General features: G+C 69.6%; 17 protein-coding genes. 3 read left to right on the top strand and 14 right to left on the bottom strand.

What is annotated here, in order from left to right:
- Nucleotides 1-11: 11 nt before the first annotated feature.
- From ACQEV8_RS24700 to ACQEV8_RS24690, 3 genes are all read right to left on the bottom strand, one after another.
- The gene (locus ACQEV8_RS24700) at nt 12-194 is read right to left on the bottom strand and encodes a linaridin family RiPP (protein ID WP_397693997.1); all 183 of its coding nucleotides are present in this window, start codon (nt 192-194) and stop codon (nt 12-14) included.
- Nucleotides 195-323: 129 nt separating this feature from the next.
- Entirely contained in the window at nt 324-911 is a 588-nt protein-coding gene (locus ACQEV8_RS24695; protein ID WP_432963958.1) for a hypothetical protein, read from the bottom strand.
- On the bottom strand, nt 908-1,765 hold the full coding sequence (locus ACQEV8_RS24690; RefSeq protein ID WP_432972966.1) for an alpha/beta fold hydrolase: 858 nt from the start codon (nt 1,763-1,765) through the stop codon (nt 908-910). The genes ACQEV8_RS24695 and ACQEV8_RS24690 overlap by 4 nt, the downstream gene beginning before the upstream one ends.
- On the opposite strand from ACQEV8_RS24690, the gene ACQEV8_RS24685 reads away from it, so the two are divergent.
- Entirely contained in the window at nt 1,766-1,948 is a 183-nt protein-coding gene (locus tag ACQEV8_RS24685) for a hypothetical protein (protein WP_432973442.1), read from the top strand.
- A 52-nt stretch (nt 1,949-2,000) separates the two neighbouring features.
- Here ACQEV8_RS24685 and ACQEV8_RS24680 read toward each other — a convergent pair whose 3' ends face one another.
- The 6 genes from ACQEV8_RS24680 to ACQEV8_RS24655 form a co-directional block, all read right to left on the bottom strand.
- The gene (locus tag ACQEV8_RS24680; protein WP_432972963.1) at nt 2,001-2,303 is read right to left on the bottom strand and encodes a transposase; all 303 of its coding nucleotides are present in this window, start codon (nt 2,301-2,303) and stop codon (nt 2,001-2,003) included.
- Nucleotides 2,304-2,391: 88 nt separating this feature from the next.
- Complete coding sequence (locus ACQEV8_RS24675) at nt 2,392-3,048, bottom strand: class I SAM-dependent methyltransferase (RefSeq protein ID WP_432963955.1); 657 nt, start codon at nt 3,046-3,048, stop codon at nt 2,392-2,394.
- 359 nt (nt 3,049-3,407) lie between these two features.
- Nucleotides 3,408-4,892: a phytoene desaturase family protein gene (locus ACQEV8_RS24670; protein WP_432963952.1), complete on the bottom strand. Its 1,485-nt coding sequence runs from the start codon at nt 4,890-4,892 to the stop codon at nt 3,408-3,410.
- Nucleotides 4,889-5,662 carry an ABC transporter ATP-binding protein gene (locus ACQEV8_RS24665; RefSeq protein WP_432963949.1) on the bottom strand — a complete coding sequence of 258 codons (774 nt, stop codon included), beginning with the start codon at nt 5,660-5,662 and terminating at the stop codon, nt 4,889-4,891. The genes ACQEV8_RS24670 and ACQEV8_RS24665 overlap by 4 nt, the downstream gene beginning before the upstream one ends.
- Nucleotides 5,663-5,667: 5 nt before the next feature.
- Nucleotides 5,668-6,762, bottom strand: coding sequence for an ABC transporter ATP-binding protein (locus tag ACQEV8_RS24660; protein ID WP_432963946.1), 1,095 nt, complete (start codon nt 6,760-6,762; stop codon nt 5,668-5,670).
- A 207-nt stretch (nt 6,763-6,969) separates the two neighbouring features.
- Nucleotides 6,970-7,734, bottom strand: coding sequence for a MerR family transcriptional regulator (locus ACQEV8_RS24655; RefSeq protein WP_432963943.1), 765 nt, complete (start codon nt 7,732-7,734; stop codon nt 6,970-6,972).
- A 131-nt stretch (nt 7,735-7,865) separates the two neighbouring features.
- On the opposite strand from ACQEV8_RS24655, the gene ACQEV8_RS24650 reads away from it, so the two are divergent.
- Complete coding sequence (locus tag ACQEV8_RS24650) at nt 7,866-9,152, top strand: ion channel protein (protein WP_432963940.1); 1,287 nt, start codon at nt 7,866-7,868, stop codon at nt 9,150-9,152.
- Between the two features lie 31 nt (nt 9,153-9,183).
- Complete coding sequence (locus ACQEV8_RS24645; protein ID WP_432963937.1) at nt 9,184-10,590, top strand: glutamate decarboxylase; 1,407 nt, start codon at nt 9,184-9,186, stop codon at nt 10,588-10,590.
- Here the strand turns inward: ACQEV8_RS24645 and ACQEV8_RS24640 are convergent.
- The 5 genes from ACQEV8_RS24640 to ACQEV8_RS24620 all read right to left on the bottom strand — a co-directional run bounded on the left by ACQEV8_RS24640 (nt 10,587) and on the right by ACQEV8_RS24620 (nt 15,485).
- On the bottom strand, nt 10,587-11,189 hold the full coding sequence (locus ACQEV8_RS24640; RefSeq protein WP_432963934.1) for a PadR family transcriptional regulator: 603 nt from the start codon (nt 11,187-11,189) through the stop codon (nt 10,587-10,589). The two genes, ACQEV8_RS24645 and ACQEV8_RS24640, sit on opposite strands and share 4 nt — an antisense overlap.
- Nucleotides 11,190-11,199: 10 nt before the next feature.
- Complete coding sequence (locus ACQEV8_RS24635; protein WP_432963931.1) at nt 11,200-11,751, bottom strand: DinB family protein; 552 nt, start codon at nt 11,749-11,751, stop codon at nt 11,200-11,202.
- A 470-nt stretch (nt 11,752-12,221) separates the two neighbouring features.
- Nucleotides 12,222-13,457 carry an IS701 family transposase gene (locus ACQEV8_RS24630; protein ID WP_432959887.1) on the bottom strand — a complete coding sequence of 412 codons (1,236 nt, stop codon included), beginning with the start codon at nt 13,455-13,457 and terminating at the stop codon, nt 12,222-12,224.
- Nucleotides 13,458-13,509: 52 nt separating this feature from the next.
- Nucleotides 13,510-15,303, bottom strand: a complete 1,794-nt coding sequence (locus ACQEV8_RS24625; RefSeq protein WP_432963928.1) for an ATP-binding cassette domain-containing protein — start codon at nt 15,301-15,303, stop codon at nt 13,510-13,512.
- A gap of 23 nt (nt 15,304-15,326) precedes the next feature.
- Nucleotides 15,327-15,485 (bottom strand): hypothetical protein, encoded by a 159-nt coding sequence (locus ACQEV8_RS24620; RefSeq protein ID WP_432963925.1) that lies wholly within the window; start codon nt 15,483-15,485, stop codon nt 15,327-15,329.
- Between the last annotated feature and the right edge of the window lie 114 nt (nt 15,486-15,599).

Raw genomic sequence — 15,599 nt, 5'->3', positions numbered from 1 at the left:
CGGCCGGCTGTTCAGCCCGCGAGGTCGTTCGTGACCTCGTTGAGGGCGTAAGCGGTCGCGGCGGTCACGGCGACACCCTCGGGGGTCGCGATGGTGGCCGTCGGGGTGAGCATGGTCGGGGTCGCCTCGTTGCCGATACGGCCCGGGGTCACGTCCGCCAGCTCGGTGTTGGCGAAGTCGGCCACAACAGACATTGTTGTCCTCTTTCTCTCAGAAAAGCTCGGAGCGAGTTCTCCAGCCGTTCGGCGGGAGGGCGCGGACTCACGCGGCACGAGGGTGCCGAGTGAGCTCGCGGCTTCCAGTCGAGGGGGTTGATCGACTCGCTATGCGGCTATCCGCGAAGGCGCGTCAGCCGGGGTGACGTCTCCCTCCAGAGGGAATTCCATGGAGACGAAGACGGGTTCGATGTTCCGGTCTTCCGGGCTGGTGGGATACGAGTGCAGCAGCATGAACTGGCTGTGCGAGGCGCCCTCGGCATGCGGCAGATGGAGCTGGATGTAGCGCGCCAGCAGCCGGTACCCGGTCGCCGTCGTCACCGGAAGCACCTCGGATCCGAAGGCGACCGCATGGGTCAGGGCGTGCTGAGTGGCGTCGAACAGGGCCTTCGGGCTCCGGTTGCGGGCGTTCCAGGCCAGCGCGTACCACGGCCGGTCCTGGACGATCGGGACCTCTGTCCACTCACCGGGCTTGCCGTCGTCAAGGTCACGGTAGAGGAGATGGTTGTCCTTGACGCCGGGGTTCGGCCCGAAGAAGCGCCAGTTCGGGGTCGGTATGCGCAGCCTCCCGCGGCTCAGGAGGCCGTCGAAGCGCTGCTCGGGGATCTGGGCCACGGCCGTCGCGACCAGCCATACGGCGAGCGACGTCGTGACGGCGGCGACCTTCACGCGTTCGGCGTTCGGAATCATGGTCATGCCAATTCCTCCTCCCGCTCCGCAGCGCCGTCAACGGCCCGGAGTCCCTTGGTGGACGGCCGCCACGACGTCCCGAGCGGCTCGGAGGGCGGTTCGCCGGCGATCAGCTCCGCCACCTCTTCGGCGTGCGGCCGCACGGAGAGCAGCGACTCGTGATCGGAGCCGGTGACGAAGTGGTGCCGGGCCCGCTGGGAGATGACGGCCAGTCTGGCCTGGATACCGGCGTGCAGGGTGTTGTCGCCGATGTTGTTCTCCGCCGTGATGACCGTCAGCGGGCAGTCGAGATCCGTCAGTTGCGGATAGGTCATCGCGTCCCGGTACTCCCGATGGGCCGTGGCCCAGGTGCGGGGAGTCGTCTGGAAGGCCCGGTAGCTCCGGTTGACGTCCGGGCGGTACTGCTGGTTCCGGTTCATGGCGGGGCGGAAGACCGACAGACCCGTACCGGCGAACACCTGCTCCATCACCATCCGCTGGTTGGACCAGCGGTCGACGTCGGTTCGGCGGGCGTGGCGCAGGCTGACCACTTCGGTGGCGTCGATCATGACCACGTGAGTCACGCCCTCGGCCGCGTCCGGATGCAGCGCGGCATAGGCCGCGACGAGGTATCCGCCCAGGGAATGGCCTGCCAGGACGACCGGAAGGCCGGCCAGGTAGGTGTCCCGCAGTTCCTGCAACAGCTCGAAGTGCGGGTCCAGGCCGTACCGGGAGTCCGGCGTGCTGAGCCCGTAGCCGGGGCGGTTGAACCGCACGTACGCCATGTCCGCGGGAAGTGCGCCACAGACCCAGTCCCAGTATTCCTGAGGCGCACCCATACCGTTGTCGAGCAGAACGGCGCGCTGTGCCTGCGGAGGAATATGGACGTCAACCTCGACGAGACTGCCGTCCGGTCTCTCGTGCAGCTGGTAGCGACGCGCACGCTCGCGTTTGCCAGTGAATCGCGTTACCGCACCGGCCAGCAGGCTAGCGCCGGCCAATCCAGAAATGCCGACGGCAAACTGGCGCTCCAAAGACGCCACATTCCCTCCCCCGTGATGTGAAGTGACTGTCTGCCCGGAAGGCTAACACGCAATCCCGGTCTCAATTTATGAGTTAATTGACGAGCCGACCCGGGCGGGTTCCTTCACGTCGCTGCGGCGGGCGTAGGGCCGTGCTCCGGCCGTACTTCCGCAGTTCCATGTAGAGTTCGCCGATCGTCACCTTGAGCATGGCGTTTTCTTTTGCCATCTCGGCCATTCGGGACGCTTCCTCGGTGGGTTTTCCACCCTCGCCGGCCAGGCCACTGCGGCCGCCCTCAATAAACTGCCGGCGCCAGTTCGATACCGACTGCTCGGACACCCCTGCTTCCCGTGCGGCTTCGGCCGCTGTCAGTTCACCGCTCATCACTCGGACCACCAGGCCGAGTTTCTTGTCTACCGGAAGTACTGGCGGACGCCCCACGTACAACCCCCTTGTAGCCAAACGTGTGTTGTGTGCAGTGCGCTCAGGGTTTGACGTAGGAGCACATGAACATGGGCGCCTCTTGGCTGTAAGGGGTGCCGTCCCATCGGGACATGTGGGCCTCGGGCTCCAGACCAGCCGCGCGGGCGTAGCCGTCGACGTCCTCCGGGGTCGTCAGCCGGGTGAGTTCACTGCCCACCCGGGTGGTGCCGTCGGCCTGGTACAGGATGTGCGAGCAGCGCCACAGACCGCCGTCGAGCAGGGTGGAGTGGGTCTGCACACCCGTCCCGGGCTCCGGGTAGGGGACGAAGTAGGTGGTGCGGTTCCGGCCCTCGTGAAGTTCCAGGATCGGCGGCTTGTTGTGCGTCTCGATGACCAGCCGTCCACCGGGAACCAGCAGGTCGGCCGCGCGTCGCACGGCCCGTTGCTGATCCTCGGGAGTGGTCAGGCACGACAAGGTCGCGCAGACGCAGTACACCATCCCGTAGCGGGAGTCCGAGGTGTAGGTGCGTATGTCCCCGTGCACCGGGGTGACGTCCCCGCCGTCCTCGAGCTTGACGCGCAGCGCGTCCAGCATCTCCGGAGAGGAGTCCACGCCGGTCACCTGGCCGACGCTCCGGGACAGTGGAATGGCGATCCGCCCGGTACCGACACCGAATTCAAGGGTCCCCGCCTCTGGAGCGGGGTGGCGCGCCTGCAACCCCTTTACAGCCTCGGCGGTAATCCTGTCATCCGGGATCAGCCGGTCGTACCACCCTTCGAACTGTCTGCCGTAGCCTATGTCTTCAACTCCGGTTACCACAGAACTTCCCCGTTCATGATGTCCCCACTGCCATACCGATGGGAGCGTCATGAAGCCGAGGAGTTGGAGCCGGGCAAGACGTGAGATGCCGGCTACAGCGGTTGCGGAAAGCTCCGCGACCGCCCGCGTGAATAGTCAGACAGCACGGTAACGCCTCAACGGAGCTTGTGGGGAGCTTCGTTGGCACCACCGTACCAAAGCGATATGGCCAGTTCCATGGATTTTGCGCGCCAATCCCGGAGGGGCGCGCCGCGCATTTATCTGGGATGCCGGAATGCAAGTGGTGCCGAATCGGGCGCCAAGTCGGGTACCTCGCATATCCCGAAACAATGCCGGAGTGCGGAAAGGGCAGCCAGGTATCCAGACATTCCGTGCACACTGGGACCCGGAGGAGTGGACGAGGAGCACAGGAAGACTCCGGGCAGCGGGGTCCGGTAGGGGTCGAGGCGCGGGAGGGGCCGCGCGATGCTCTGATAGAGCGTCATCGCCCCGGAACCGATGTCCCCGCCCACGTAGTTGGGGTTGTAGGCCTCGTACGCGGCGGCGGCGACGGAGCGGTGGGCGACGACGGTGTCCCCGAACCCGGGGGCGTAGCGCTCGATCCGCGCCCGGACCAGGTCGTAGGGGTCGGTGGGGTCACCGTTCGGCACATGCGCGTACGCCCACACCGGGCGCTTGCCGGGCAGGGCCCGCCCGGGGTCGGCCACCGCAGGGTCGACCACGAGGACGAACGGCTCCCCGGTACGCACTCCGCGGGCGTTCGCCGTCTCCTGGCGCACCATCTCGGCGTGTGTGCCGCCCAGATGCACGGTTCCGGCGCGGCCCACCGCCGGGTCGGCCCAGGGGATCGGCCCGGAGACCAGGAAGTCGACCTTGGCGGCGCCCGGGCCGTAGCGGAACCGCTCCAGACCGCGCGCGTAGGCACGGGGCAGCCGGCCGCCCGCGAGGGCCAGCAGACCCTTGGGGCTGGTGTCGAGCAGCACCGCGCGGGCGCCGCGCAGTTCGGCCAGGTCCGTCACGTGGTGTCCGGTGTGGAAGACGCCGCCGTGTGCCGTGATGTCCTCGGCCAGCGCCTGTGCGATGCGTCCGCTGCCACCGCGCGGCAGCGGCCACCCCGTCCCGTGCGCCAGATGGCCCAGCAGCATGGCCACCCCGGCGGACGCCAGGCTCGGCAGCTTGCCGACCGCGTGCGCGGCGACACCGGTGAGCAGGGCGGGCGCCTCCTCGCCGCGGAACAGCGCCGCGCCGAGCCCGCTGCCGTGGACCGCCGCCCGGCTCGCCAGCAGCAGGGCCGCCGCCGAGGTCCGCGGCAGGGTGCGCGGTCCGGACAGGACGAGGTCGACGACCTCTTCGCTGCGCTGGAGCAGCGGGCCCATGAGCCGGCGCCAGCCGGGGCCGTCGGCGCCCAGGTGTTCGCACGTCTTCGCCAGTGAGCGGTAGGCCAGGGCGGCACGGCCCCCGTCCAGCGGATGGGCGTAACCGATCTCGGGCTGCAGGAGTTCGACCCCACGGGCCGGCAGGTCGAACGCGCGGAAGAACGGAGAGGCGGCGGCCATGGGGTGGACGGCGGAGCAGAGGTCGTGCACCACCCCGGAGTCGAAGAGCGAAGCGGTGCGCAGTCCTCCCCCGATGCTCTCGGCCGCCTCGTGGAGCTCCACGCGCAGACCGGCACGGGCCAGGACCACGCCGGCCGCGAGGCCGTTGGGTCCGGTGCCCACGATGGCGACGTCGGCGGTACTCACCAGTGCTCCTCACTCTTGATGGGCCGAAGCTGCATCGTCTGCTCGGCGAGTCCGGCGTACGACGGCCAGCCGACCGCGATGGAGGGCGGGGGCGTCCACGGTTCCACCGGTACCGGGCGGGCCGCCGGGGCGGCGAGGCCGGGCTCGGCGTGCAGTTGCGAGCCGGCGAGGCGCCGGTAGAGCTCGTCACGCTCCATCAGGTCCTGGTGCACTCCGGTGGCCCGGACTCGGCCCGCTTCCATCACCACGATCTGGTCGGCGTCTATCACCGTGGAGATCCGGTGGGCGATGGCGATGACCGCGCACCGCCGGGAGACGCGGCGCAGCACCTCGCGGAAGTCCCGCTCCGAGTCGGAGTCCAGGTTGGAGGTGGCCTCGTCCAGCAGCATGACCGCGGGCTGCTGCAGCAGGGTGCGGGCGATGCACAGGCGCTGCCGCTGTCCGCCGGACAACCCGGTGCCCTGGTCGCCGAGTTCGGTGTCCAGGCCGTGCGGGAGATGGGCGATCACCGAAGTGAGGCCCGCCATCGCCACCGCCTCCCGGATGGCGTCGTCACCGGCGTGGGGATGGGCGTAGGTCAGGTTCTCCCGGATGGTGCCGCGCATGGCCGCACTGTCCTGCTGGACGTAGCCCACCAGCCCGCGGACCGTGTCGAGGGGCAGCGCCTCGACGTTCTGCCCGCCGAGCCGGACGAGGCCGCCGTCCACCCGGTAGAAGCGTTCGAGCAGCTGGAACATGGTGGTCTTGCCCGCGCCCGAAGGCCCGACCACCGCCGTCAGCCCCGGGTCGGCACGCTGAACGAGACGCCGTCGAGGACCTGCGTCCTCTCCGCCTGCTTCCCTCGCCGGTAGGCGAAGCGCACATCGTGGAACTCGACCGCCGGCCAGTGCGGGGCCAGGTGCCCCAAGGTCGCGGAGCCCGCCGCGCCGGCCGTACCGTCGCCCTCCTGGGGCAGGCGGGCGAGTTCGTCCACCCGCTGGATGGCGGCGCGGCCCTGGACGAACTGGCCCACCCCCATGAAGAGCATGACCAGCGGCGACACCAGTTGGAACAGGTACATGATGAACGTGGTCAGACTGGCCATGTCCATCTCGCCGCGAGCCACCCAGGCCATCCCGAAACCCACGACGACGGCCAGGGCGCCTTGCGTGCCGACGTTCATGGAGGGCGTCAGCAACGCGTTGTAGGCGTTGACCCGGATGCCCGAGCGCCGCGTCTTCTCGGCCAGTTCGCCGATGCGGGCTGCCTCACGGGCCTCGGCGCGGGACGCCTTCACCGTGGGCAGCGCGGAGAGCACGCGCTGGATGCCGCCGGCGAAGGCACCGGTGTCGTCCCGGTTCCGCAGAGCGGCCTTGCGCAGCTTCCGGGCGAGCGTGACGGAGATGATGCTGGCGGTTCCCAGGCAGCTCATGGTGATGACCATCAGCCACAGATCGATGAGGAACATCAGCACGATGCCGCCGATGACCGTGGCGCCGCTGACGATCAGCTGGGCGAGGCTCTGCGCGAGGGCAATTCTCGCCAGCGAGGTATCGGTGACCGTGCGGGTGAAGATATCGCCCTGCGACTCTTTCGCGAACGCGGTGAGATCGGCGCGCAGAAGCCGTCCGACCAGGATCCGCCGAACGTCGAGGACGATATTCTCCCCGGCCCGCCCGATGACATAGGCCTGGAGCGAGGAGAACAGCGCGCCCGCGCAGAAGAGGCCGACGAGCTGGGCGACGGGGCCGGTCATCGAGTCTCGCCCGGCCGCGGCCTCGATCAGGTTGCCGATGGCCCAGGGCTGGGCGAGCGAGGCGCCCACCCCCAGCAGACCGAGCAGCACACCTGTGAGCAGCAGCCCGGTGTGCGCTCTGGCGACGCCCGCCACCGACTCCGCGCCGTTCGGGCCCCTCGCTTCAGGGCTCGCGTTTTTCACATGACTCGCCACAAGCGCTCCCCCGCTTTGTTCGAAGCTAACACGCCCCTTCCGGCCTAAAGTTATGAGTAGATTGAGCGATGGGCGGGCGGTCGTCGCATTACCTGAAGCGGCAAGAGGACTCGCGCAAATTAAGCGCTCTCCTTTTTTGCGTGCTTCTTACCCGGCGTGGTGGCGGTCCGCGTTCGCCGCGATCGCGTCCCTCAGGTGCTCGGCGAGGCCCGGGCGCATGGAGTCGTAGAACGCCTTGAAGCGCTCGTCGGCGACGTACATCTCGCCGAGGCAGCGGTGCACGTCGTACGAGCACTCGTAGAACCAGCCGCAGATGTGCTGCCGGTGTTCCTCGGCCATGTCCATGGCCGTCTCTCCGGTCGCGGGCTCACCGGCGTCCATCAGGGCGTTGTAGCGCTCGCCCCAGTCGGCCACCTCGGCCTGCATGCGTTTCCAGTCCTCCTTGGTGTAGCTCGCGGCCCGGCGCTGCGACTCGGCGTAGGAGTCGGTGCCGCCCCAGCGCCGCTCGGCCTCCTCGGCGTACTGTTCGGGGTCCTTGTCGCCGAAGACCTCGAAGCGTTCCTCGGGGGTCAGGTTGATGCCCATCGTGCGTGCCTCCATGGCGTGCTCCACGGCCGCGGCCATCTTGCTCAGCTTCTCGATCCGGGCGGTCAGCAGTTCGTGCTGCCGGCGCAGGTGGGCGCGCGGGTCCGCTGCCGGGTCGTCGAGCAGGGCGGCGACCTCGTCCAGGGGGAAGCCGAGCTCGCGGTAGAACAGGATCTGCTGCAGCCGGTCGAGGTCGGCGTCGCTGTACCGCCGGTGGCCCGCGTGGCTGCGTTCGCTCGGGACGAGCAGGCCGATGTCGTCGTAGTGGTGCAGCGTGCGCACCGTGACGCCGGCGAGGCCCGCGACCCGTCCCACCGAGTAGCTCACTTCCGCTCCCTTCTTCCTTCCGTGCTTCGTGCTTCGTGCTTCGTGCTTCGTGCTTCACGGTCGGGCCTCACGCCACGTGAGGTGCAAGCGTGTTTCCGGTTTGTTCCGTTTGATCCGTTTATCGTGTGCCCGTGGTCCAGGACTCCGAGCGGCAGGCGCCTTCCGTCACCCCCGCGACCCCCGCCCGTACGCTGCTGCCGTCGATCCTGCCCGCACTGGCCGTGGGGGTGATCTCCAGCCTGCTCCTGGTGGGGGTGGAGGTCGCCGCCGAGCAGCTCGAGGACGTGCTGTGGCAGACCGTGCCGGACGCGCTGGGGATCGGCCGGTACTCCGTTGCGTGGATGTTCGTGATGCTGTTCGCGACCGGTGTCGCGGTCGGTCTTGTGGTGTGGAAGGTGCCGGGGCACGCGGGCCCCGATCCCGCCACCCTCGGCCTGGACGCCCCGGTCCTGCCGCCCGTCGTGCTGCCGGGGCTGCTGCTGGCGACCGCGCTGATGCTGGCCGGCGGGCCGAGCCTCGGCCCGGAGAACCCGATCATCGCCGCGAACGTCGGCCTGGCGGTCTGGCTGGGCGGCCGGGCCCTGCCCCGGGTGCCGGGCCGGATCTGGCCCGCGCTGGCGGAGGCGGCGACGCTCGGCGCGCTGTTCGGCACACCTGTGGCGGCGGCCCTCGTCATCTCCGAGGTGCTGGCCCGGCAGGAGACGCGCGGCATGCTGTGGGACAACCTCTTCGCGCCGCTGACCGCCGCGGCCGCCGGCTCCCTGACCGTCTCCCTCGTCGACCATCCCAGCTTCGACCTGAACCTGCCGTCCTTCGGCCGGCCGGGCTGGTCCGACCTGCTGGCGTCGGTCGTGGTCGCCTCGGTGGGCGCGCTGCTCGGCATGTGCGCCGTGCGCGCCTTCCCGTACGTCCACGCGGCCTTCCGCCGGATGCGGCACCCGATGCTGATGCTCCCGGCGGGCGGGGTCGTGCTGGGCGGCCTCGCCGCGCTGGGCGGCCATCTGACGCTGTTCAAGGGACTCGACGAGATCGCCACGCTGGCGCACGACCCGGACGGCCGGTCGGCCGGGGAGTTCGCCGTCATGACCATGGTGAAGCTCGCCGCGCTGGTCGTCGCCGCGTCCTGCGGGTTCCGCGGCGGACGGATCTTCCCCGCCGTGTTCGTCGGCACCGCCCTCGGGCTGTGCGCACACGCCCTGGTGTCCGGGGTGCATCCCTCGGTGGGTGTGTCCGCCGGTGTGCTCGGGGTGCTGCTGGCCATCACGCGGCAGGGCTGGATCAGCCTGTTCGTCGCCGCGGTGCTGGTCGCCTCGCCGGGGATCATCTCCCTGCTCTGCGTCGCCTCGCTGCCGGCCTGGCTGCTCGTGACGGGACGGCCCCAGATGCAGCTGCGCCAGGACGGGACGTCGATCCGCTGACCCCGCTCCCCCACCCACCCTGGAGGCTCCCTTGCCGCTCAACGAAGGCCCCCGTCAGTCCGGCGAACACCGCCTGTCCGTCAACCCCTTCTACGGCCCCGCCAACCCGCTCGGCGACATGGCCGAGGCCCCGCCCACGCACCGGCTCCCGGACCAGCCCGTGGCACCGGCGACCGCCCATCAACTGGTGCGCGACGAGCTGATGCTCGACGGCAACGCGCGGCTGAACCTCGCCACCTTCGTCACCACCTGGATGGAGCCGGAGGCCGGGCTGCTGATGGCGGAGTGCCGGGACAAGAACATGATCGACAAGGACGAGTACCCGCGCACGGCCGAGCTGGAGCGGCGGTGTGTGGCGATGCTCGCCGACCTGTGGCACGCGCCCGATCCGGCGGCGGCCGTGGGGTGTTCGACGACCGGGTCGAGCGAGGCGTGCATGCTCGCCGGGATGGCGCTGAAGCGGCGCTGGGCCAAGCGCAACGCCGACCGGTACCCGGCGGCGCGGCCCAACCTGGTGATGGGCGTGAACGTGCAGGTCTGCTGGGAGAAGTTCTGTAACTTCTGGGAGGTGGAGGCCCGTCTCGTGCCCATGGAGGGCGAGCGGTTCCATCTGGACCCGCAGGCCGCCGCCGAACTGTGCGACGAGAACACCATCGGGGTCGTGGGGATCCTGGGCTCGACCTTCGACGGGTCCTACGAGCCGGTCGCCGAGCTGTGCGCGGCGCTGGACGCGGTGCAGGAGCGGACCGGGCTCGACATCCCCGTGCACGTCGACGGGGCGTCCGGTGCCATGGTCGCGCCGTTCCTCGACGAGGACCTGGTGTGGGACTTCCGGCTGCCGAGGGTGGCGTCGATCAACACCTCGGGGCACAAGTACGGGCTGGTCTACCCGGGTGTCGGCTGGGCGCTGTGGCGGGACGCCGAGGCACTACCGGAGGAGTTGGTGTTCCGGGTGAACTACCTGGGCGGCGACATGCCGACCTTCGCGCTGAACTTCTCCCGGCCCGGCGCACAGGTCGTGGCGCAGTACTACACGTTCCTGCGGCTGGGCCGGGACGGCTACCGGGCCGTGCAGCAGGCCGCGCGGGACGTGGCCACGGGCATGGCCGCACGGATCGAGGCCCTCGGCGACTTCCGGCTGCTGACCCGGGGCGACGAGCTGCCGGTGTTCGCCTTCACGACCACGCCGGACGTGACGGCGTACGACGTCTTCGACGTCTCCCGGCGGCTGCGCGAGAGTGGCTGGCTGGTGCCCGCGTACACCTTCCCGCCGCACCGGGAGGACCTGTCCGTGCTGCGCGTGGTGTGCCGCAACGGCTTCTCCGCGGACCTCGCCGAGCTGCTCACCCAGGACCTGGAACGGCTGCTCCCGGAACTGCGCCGGCAGCCGGGGCCCCTGACCCGCGACAAGCAGGCGGCCACCGGGTTCCACCACTAGCGGGTGTCGTCGTCCGGGAGTACGCCGACGAAGGGGGCGCCCTCGCCCGCGAAGGTGTAGGCGCCGGCGCGGATGCGTTCGATGAGGTCGCGGGTCCACTGCGCGCCCGTGTCGGCCGAGTGGACCCAGAAGTTCATGATCTCGCCGATGTGGCCGAGCTGCTGCGGGCCGTCCTCGGGCAGGTAGTCCTCGACGACGGTCGCGCGCCACTCCTCGATGGACCGCACCCGCTGCTCCAGGAGGCCCAGGGCCTCCTCGCGGCCGAGGTCGACCATGAAGCCGAGCGCGGTGGTGAGCACGTCCGGCTTCTGGTCGTAGGCGGTGAGCGACTGCCGGAGCAGCTTGAAGTACTCCTCGGTGCCCTGCTCGGTGATCTCGTACTCCGTGCGCGGCGGGCCCCCGGCCGTGGACGGGGCGATCTCGTGCGCCACCAGCAGCCCCTGCTTCGCCAACTGCTTCAGGGCGTGGTAGATCGAGCCGGGCTTGGCGTTGGACCACTCGTGAGCGCCCCAGTACTCCAGGTCGCCCCGTACCTGGTAGCCGTGGGCCCGCCCGTGCTGGCGGACCGCGCCGAGCACGAGCAGGCGGATCGCTGACATGGGCTCCAGGTTAGGACCCGGCCGTCTCCCGCTCTGCCTCGGCCACCAGCTCGAAGGCCGTCCTGCCGTCCAGCGACTCGCGGATGATGTCGGCATGGCCTGCGTGCCGGGCCGTCTCGCGGATCAGGTGGAGGCACAGCCAGCGCATCGACAGCCACTCGTCCTTCGGGTTCCAGGACGTCCTCGGCAGCTCGAAGGTGTCGTCGAGGCTGGGCACCGCGCGGATGAACGCCTCCGTCTCGGCCGCCACGTTCTCGTAGTACGCGAGCTGCGACTCCACGTCCTCGTCGCCGACCAGCACGAAACACTCGTGCCAGTTCGACTCGTCGCGGTGCACGGCCGGCGGCTCGCCCTTGGCCCGGGCGATCCAGCCCTGCTCGGCCTCGGCGACGTGCTTGAGCAGACCGGCCAGGGACAGCTCACTGGCGCTGGGGCGGGACGAGGCCTGCTCCTCCGTCAGGCCGAGCAGGGCCCGCCGGATGCCGCCGCGCTGCTCGGCGATGAAGGACAGGAGCGCTCCGCGCTCGTCGCCGGGTGCCTCGGGTCCCACGTGCTTCACCATGGACGGCCGCCTCTCGTCGGTTGGCCTGCTGTCTGACGCCTGCTGCCTGACGCCGATTGCCTGACAAGGACGAAACTACGGACCCTTGCGGTCAGGTTCTGTCCGCAAAGGGCCGGGCCCTGGACGGCCGCGGGAGCCCGTGAGGGCCGCCTAGGGCCTGTCGTTTGGATCAGGTCGCAGGAAACTGACGGTTCCTGGAAATCGCCGGTGAGCGGGGTCTGGTGCGTGCAGCTGCAAGGCGGAGGAGGGCGGCGATGCGGAGCATCGGCAACCGACGACAACGCGGCAGATGCGCGTGCCGGACCCCGCGTCTGCGGCGTGATCCGAACGACAGGCCCTAGTAGTGCTTCGTTAGGTTCTGGGCTGTCTGTGGCTTCTTCGGGGGTTGGGCAGGGGGCGTCCGCAGGTGGTGCAGGTACCGGTCCAGCACCTGAGCAGGTCCTGAAGAATGTCGAGGACCTGGTAGAGGGTCAGGCCGGTGTGCGGACTTTTGGGTCGAGCCGCCTGAGGGTGAGGAAGGCCTGGGCGGCGGTGACGAGGGTGACGTGGTGGTGCCAGCCGCGCCAGGTGCGGCCCTCGAAGTGGTCCAGTCCCAGGCCATGCTTGAGCTCGCGGTAATCGTGCTCGATCCGCCAGCGCATCTTCGCCCACCGCACCAGGTCAGCGGCCGGTGTGGTGGCGGGCAGATTCGATATCCAGTAGTCCGTCGGAGTGTCCTGGCCCTCCGGCCATTCAACGAGGAGTGTCTGGACGGGCAGGACACCGTCCCACTGGTTGCGGCCGCCGCCCGCCGCCTGGGCTGCGGCGAGGGACTGCTTGCCCGCGGGCCGCACGCTCAGCACCGCGAACCGTGAGGTCATCGCGCCTTTGCTGCCCTGCCGCCAGGTCACCTCGGTGAACCGCTCCGCACCCGCCTCCGCTGCGAGGACGCAGACGGCTCGTGGTGGGGTGCGATAGCGGGCAAGGGTGGGCGGCCCGAGCCCACCGTAAGCAGGCTGGTGCGGCTCGGTATTCTCCGGGTGAGCGACTTCCTTCCCGTTCAGGGCCAGGACATAGGACAGCCCTCGCTCCTCAAGGCCGAGCCGGAAGGGGGTGCTGACGCCGTATCCGGCGTCGGCGACCACGACCGGCGCCTTCAACCGCCAGTCGGCGAGCGTGTCCAGCAGGCCGAGCGCGAGACGCCACTTCTCCTGGTGCACCACGTCGTCGGGGACTCCTGCTCTGCGGCATCGGTCCGGCTCATCCGTCCACTCACGCGGCAGATACAACTGCCACTGCAACGGGCACGAGGCGGTGTCGGTGGCGGCATGGACACTGACCGCGACCTGGCAGTTCGCCCGTTTGCCGAGTGCTCCGCAGTACTGGCGGGCCACTCCGGCCGACGCCTTGCCGCACTTGGGGAACGACACGTCGTCGATCACCCACACCTCAGGTGTGATCACCTCGGACAGCCGCTCGGCGATCCGCTGCCTGACCGGCAGCGGATCCCACGGCGACTGGTTCACGAACTGCTGCAGGGCCTGCATGTTCCCGTCCGGCAGACGCTCGGCCATCGGCTGGACCGACTTGCGCCGGCCATCGAGCATCAGGCCCCGCAGATAACACTCGCCCCACCGCCGCTGATCCCGCCGCGGCAACGACCCGAACACATCGGCAACGAACTCCGCCAACTCACCCCGGAGCCGTTCCACCTCCCCCAACCTCACCCCGGGAAGCTGCCCACAATCAACCGAGATCACTCAACGTAACGAAGCACTACTAGTTCTCCAGGTACAGGCTCAGGTGCCGGCCGGTGTGCGAGTGGGCCGCCTTCGCCAGTTCGGCGGGCGTGCCCGTGAAGACGATCTCGCCGCCGGTGTTGCCGCCCTCCGGCCCGAGGTCGATGACCCAGTCGGCCTGGGAGATCACGGCCAGGTCGTGCTCGATGACGATGACGGTGTTGCCCCGGTCGACGATCCCGTTCAGCAGTCCGACGAGGTTGTCGATGTCGGACAGGTGCAGGCCGGTGGTCGGCTCGTCGAGGATGTAGACCGTGCCCGAGCCGGAGAGCCGGTCGGCGAGCTTGAGTCGCTGGCGTTCACCGCCGGACAGTGTGGCCAGCGACTGGCCGAGACCGAGGTAGCCGATGCCGGTCTCGATCAGGGCCTTGGTCTTCGCGCGCAGCGGGCCCGAGAGGAAGAACTCCCCCGCTTCCTCGGCGCGCCGCAGTCCCTGTCCGGTCAGCGTGTCGCTGGTGCGGAGTGCGTCGTAGGCGCCTTCGAAGACGATCGTGCCGCCGTGCACGCCGGCCCGCGGCCCGATCTCGACGACGTGGTCGGCGACCGCCATGACGTCGGGGTCGTGCTCCACGACGAGGACCGTGTTGCCCTTGTCGCGCAGTGCCCGCAACAGGTCGTTGAGCCGGCTGACGTCGCGCGGGTGCAGGCCGACGCTGGGCTCGTCGAAGATGTAGGTCAGGCCGGTCAGTTCGCTGCCGAGGTGGTTGACGAGCTTGAGCCGCTGGCCCTCGCCGCCGGAGAGCGAGGTGGTGGACCGGTCGAGGGTGAGGTAGCCGAGGCCGATGGCCTGGATCTGCTCCAGCTTCTCGATGATGGTGGTGACGAGCGGGGTGTCGAGCCGCTCCCGGAGCGTGGCGACCACGCCGATGAGGTCGCTGACCTGCATCTGGGACCAGTCGGAGATGTTGTGGCCGTCGATGCGGGTGGCGAGCGCCTTCTGGTTGAGCCGGGCACCCTCGCAGGTGGGGCAGACGCCGTCGGTGAAGAACTCGGCCGCCTTGTCACGGGCCGCCTTGCTCATGCCGCCGGTGTCCCGCTTGAGGTGGCGTCGGACGAAGCCGTCCACCAGGCCCTCGTAGCGCAGTGCCAGCACGTTGCCGTTGGGGTAGGTCACCTCGACCGTGCCGCTGCTGCCGTGCAGCAGGGTGTGCGTCTCCTCGTCGGTGTAGTCCGCGAGCTTCTTGTCGGCGTCCAGGTGCTCGTAGTTGGCGTAGAACTGCCAGTTGGCGCTGCCGACGGTGCAGCCGGGCAGGAGGATGGCGCCCTCGGCGATCGACTTGCCGGGGTCGGTCATCAGCTCGGGGCTGGGGCGCCGGGCGCGGCCGAGGCCCTCGCACTCGGGGCACATGCCCTTGGGGTCGTTGAAGGAGTAGAGCCAGGTCTGGCCGAGTCCGTCGTTGCCGTGGTTGGCGAAGAGCACGCGCATCACGGTGTAGACGTCGGTGACGGTGCCGACGGTGGAGCGGGCGTTGCCGCCGAGGGGGCGCTGGTCGACCACGACCGGGGTGGTCAGCCGGGTGACCGCGTCCACGTGCGGCCGTTCGAACTTGGGCAGGTCGTGCCGGATGTTCCAGGGGAAGGTGGCGTTGAGCTGCCGCTGGGCCTCCACGGCGACGGTGTCGAAGACCAGGGAGGACTTTCCGGAGCCGGAGACGCCGACGAAGACCGAGATCCGGTTCTTGGGGATGACGAGGGAGACGTCCTTCAGGTTGTTCTCTCGGGCACCTACGACCTGGATGCCCTCGTCGGTTGCGGTAACCGGCGTCTGGTTCACAACTCATCCTTTCCGCATGGGACTCACTGCACTTGCGTCTGCGCGCGGACGGCGCGCAGCAGTTCGGGGTCCTGCGGGTCGACCGTGGGGCCGAACCGGGCCACGGGTTCGCCGGTGGGCGAGACGAGGAACTTCTCGAAGTTCCAGCGCACGTCGCCGGTGTGGCCCTCCGTGTCGGCCAAGGGGGGCAGGGCGGCGTAGAGGGGGTTGCGGTCCGCTCCGTTGACGGCGGTCTTCTCGGTGAGCGGGAACGAGATCTGAGCCGGCCAGGGCGACGTCCCGTCGGGGGAGGGCGG

The sequence above is a fragment of the Streptomyces sp. CA-179760 genome, assembly GCF_050937045.1.
In the GTDB taxonomy this organism is placed as follows: domain Bacteria; phylum Actinomycetota; class Actinomycetes; order Streptomycetales; family Streptomycetaceae; genus Streptomyces.
This window is presented reverse-complemented; position numbering and strand designations above follow the sequence as displayed.